We start from the raw sequence: 3,173 nt of genomic DNA, 5'->3' as shown, positions 1-3,173 counted from the left end.
CAGGAGTAGACCTGTCCCAGGATGTTGCGCAGAGCCGAGCCGTTCTTCCGCAGCCATCCGGCGCGCGTCGGGTGCAGGCGGCTGATGACGATACGGGTGCCGTGCTCGTTGGGATCGGCCTTCGGCTCGGTGATGTCCTCCGCCTCGAAGTCGTCTCCGATGCGGTCCAGATCGATCTCCACACCGATCCACTCGGTGTCGCCCTGCCGCGTCGTCAGGACCCGCGTGCGCTTCCCGAGCCGGGCCGTGGAGACGTTGAACCCCATGCCGAATAGGCCGAGCTTGTCGTGCATGTCGTTGCCCGACCAGCCGGCCCGTACGGCCCGCTCCAGTCGGTCATACGTCATGCCGCGCCCCGTGTCGGTGATGACGAGCTGCCCCTGGGCCGAGTCGGGGAGCTCGACGCTGACCCGGTACCCCCCCGCCCAGGGGGTCCCGGAGCGATGGATCTCGGTGAAGTCGTCGAAGGCGTTGTCGATCAACTCCGCGATGCACTGCCACTCGTCGAACTCGATCTCACCCAGCATGCGCAGCACGCGCGCGGATGGAGTGATCTTCATAGGTGGACGGACCCCCTGTCCTCGTCTCGCGTGGGCACGCCGAAGAGAGCCCTTCCGCGGGCCGCGTTTCGACGCGCGGCTCGGGTCGAGCCGTACGCGTGATGAAGAGAGTAGAGGGCATCACTGACAACGCGCGCCAAGTTTCGCTCCACTGAACCCACTTGAGGAAACGAGGGCGCCCTTCACGACGCGATAGAAGGATCATCGCAAGTGCAACCCGCACCGCAGGTCAGCAGGGCCGGTGGCGGACGCCGACGGCTCTTGGGAGGCTCACCCCGTGATCCGTGAACCCGCCGAGGCATCCGTAGAGTCCGATGGGCGCGTCGAACCGCCCTTGGGGCTGCTGGCCGAGGCCGGCATCAACATCGGGGAGCACCTGCTCGCATTCGCGACGCAGACGGGCGCATCGTCCTCCGCCGCGCGTCAGACGCGATCAACGACCTCCTGAGTCATGGGACGCCGTGATCGACCTGCCCCGCAAAGCCGCGAACGGCCGCGGTGATCCGACGCGCCGCTCGCACCGGATCTTCGTGCTCCCAAATTCTGATAGCCCGCCATCCCGCGTCCGCCAGAAGCCGATCGGTCTGAGCGTCCCTGGCTCGATTTCCGTCGATTTTCGCGCGCCAGAAGTCGCTGTTGGTCCGGGCGGGCCGACAGTGGTCCGGGCAGCCATGCCAGAAGCACCCGTCGACGAAGACGGCGACTCGCGCTCGGCTGAAGACCAGGTCGGCGGTTCGCCTCACGCCGGGCAGCGGTCGAGTGGACACGCGATAGCACAGGCCCTCCTGGTGCAGCAACGACCGGATCCGAAGTTCAGGCGCCGTGTCGCGGCCTCGGTTCCCGCGCATCACCGATCGTGTGGCGGACGACGACGCCCATGATCCTTCGGGGACGGGACGCTTCCCGACCATGCCCCGGTCCTTCGCGATCTTCCACGCCTGGTCCAGGTTCGCCGCTCGCGTCGGGTGCTCGACCTCACCGACATAGAGAGCGGGCGAACGGCCACCCTCCGACCAGCGGAGATAGGCCCGGATGCGGCGAGTGCTGGGCAACACCTTCAACGTGATCGAGCCCAGCGCGTACTCGCCGTCCTTGCGCTTGACATAACGCTCCTCGCGGCTCCCCGCGGCACGATCTTGCTCAGCGATGATCGCCTTCCTGGTCCGCCCCTGACGGCCTCGCCACGCCCTCTCGGGCGGCGGCTTATCCTTCCAGCCCTCTTGCCGGGACGCGGTGGCGTCGTTCACGAACGTCGCTCAGCGTCATCAAGGGCCTTCGCGACCGCGCTGGTGAAGACCTCGCCCAGCTTCACGGGAACCGCGTTGCCCAGCTGCCGCATACGCTCACCGCGCGGACCTGCCATGCTCCAGCCGTCACCGAACGTCATAACCCTGGCGGCCTCGCGCACTGTCATGTACCGATGCTCGGGGCGCCTCTGCCCGGTTTCCTCATCGACGACCAAGTTGTCGAGCTGCATGACCGACTCGCCGCCGGGCACCCCGTGCACCCCAGCCTTGACCGTCTTGGCTGGCCGGTCGAGTTCGTTAGGCGTGTGCCCGTGATAGATCCGGGCTCCGGGCCAACCGACGTGGTCGGGCACGCCTTCCTGCTCCGTCGTCTTATCGAGCTTGCGGGTGTCGATCTTGGGCAGTCCCAGTACCGCGTCCCGGAGGGTGAGCCACGGCTTTAGCTCGTCATCACCACTCTCGAACGTCAGCTGCTCGTTCTGGTAACGCGACGTCACCAGGTCGATGACTCGTTTCGGAACCTTGGTGCCCTCCTCCTCGTGGCGGCTCCAGTAGGAGCCATCGAGGATCGTCCGCGCGAGGGCCGCATGGGAGTGGGTACGCGCCACAGCACGCTTGACCAGATCCGGGTCCACGCCCAGGTCGGCGCGAAAGGCCAGGAGGATCACACGGTTGCGGATCTGTGGCACCCCGTAGTTGGCGGCGTTCACCTCATGTTCGGTGACCTCGTATGTCTCCGCCGGATCTGTGTCCTTCGCCTCGATCCGCTCACGCAACGCACGGTCGTGCTCCTGCCACGTGGCGCCGTCCCGGCGCTGCACGAACGGCAGAGTGAGCTCGCGCTTGATGTAGTTGAAGTACGGCCTGAAGGACGGACGGAGAAGTCCTCGGACGTTCTCACAGACAACGGCCTTGGGTCGGATCTCGCGAACCGCCCGGAACATCTCCGGGAACATGTTCCGCTCGTCCTCGTCGCCCTTCGCGACCCCACCGAGGCTGAACGGCTGGCACGGAGGTCCGCCGGCCAAGAGATCGACCTCCCGCTCCCGGAGAAAGCTCATGTCCAGCCGGCGGACGTCTCCAGTGACCAGCGGAGGGTAAAGAGGGCGCTCTCCGGCGCAAGCGACCCCGGAGCCCCGCTCGCGTTGCTCGTCGATCCCGTCCAGCCACTTTGCCAGCACGTCAGACGCAGTGCCCTCGGGGAACGCGTCGAAGCGGTTCCCTTCGAGCGTCTCGCACGCCCTCTTGGCGAACTCATTGAGCAGCAGGTGCCGGAACCCGGTCTTCGTGCTGGCCTGGACCAGCCCGCCTCCGCCCGCGAAGAGCTCTACCGACGTACGTTCCATGGTCTACCCACTCCTAGCAG

The 3,173-nt window shown here is 66.7% G+C and carries 4 protein-coding genes; 1 reads left to right on the top strand and 3 read right to left on the bottom strand.

Annotation, left to right across the window (positions count from 1 at the left end):
• Positions 1 to 560, bottom strand: a 560-nt coding sequence (locus tag ACZ5CR_RS43525; RefSeq protein WP_468868746.1) for an ATP-binding protein, incomplete at its 3' end; no start/stop codon positions are given.
• 277 nt (positions 561 to 837) lie between these two features.
• Between ACZ5CR_RS43525 and ACZ5CR_RS43520 the strand changes: the two genes are divergently transcribed.
• Positions 838 to 1,008 (top strand): hypothetical protein, encoded by a 171-nt coding sequence (locus tag ACZ5CR_RS43520; RefSeq protein WP_468868743.1) that lies wholly within the window; start codon positions 838 to 840, stop codon positions 1,006 to 1,008.
• Between the two features lies 1 nt (position 1,009).
• On the opposite strand, the gene ACZ5CR_RS43515 is transcribed toward ACZ5CR_RS43520, so the two are convergent.
• Together ACZ5CR_RS43515 and ACZ5CR_RS43510 are read right to left on the bottom strand one after the other, a co-directional pair.
• Complete coding sequence (locus ACZ5CR_RS43515; RefSeq protein ID WP_468868741.1) at positions 1,010 to 1,807, bottom strand: very short patch repair endonuclease; 798 nt, start codon at positions 1,805 to 1,807, stop codon at positions 1,010 to 1,012.
• Entirely contained in the window at positions 1,804 to 3,153 is a 1,350-nt protein-coding gene (locus ACZ5CR_RS43510) for a DNA cytosine methyltransferase (protein ID WP_468868736.1), read from the bottom strand. The genes ACZ5CR_RS43515 and ACZ5CR_RS43510 overlap by 4 nt, the downstream gene beginning before the upstream one ends.
• Between the last annotated feature and the right edge of the window lie 20 nt (positions 3,154 to 3,173).

Source organism: Streptomyces sp. NPDC031274 (genome assembly GCF_055570235.1).
Note: the sequence above shows the minus strand (reverse complement) of the source record. Positions and strands in the feature narration are given on the sequence as shown.

Excerpts from the sequence above, each read along its gene's own strand:
- ACZ5CR_RS43510 (WP_468868736.1), bottom strand. The coding sequence starts at position 3,153 with ATGGAACGTACGTCGGTAGAGCTCTTCGCGGGCGGAGGCGGGCTGGTC.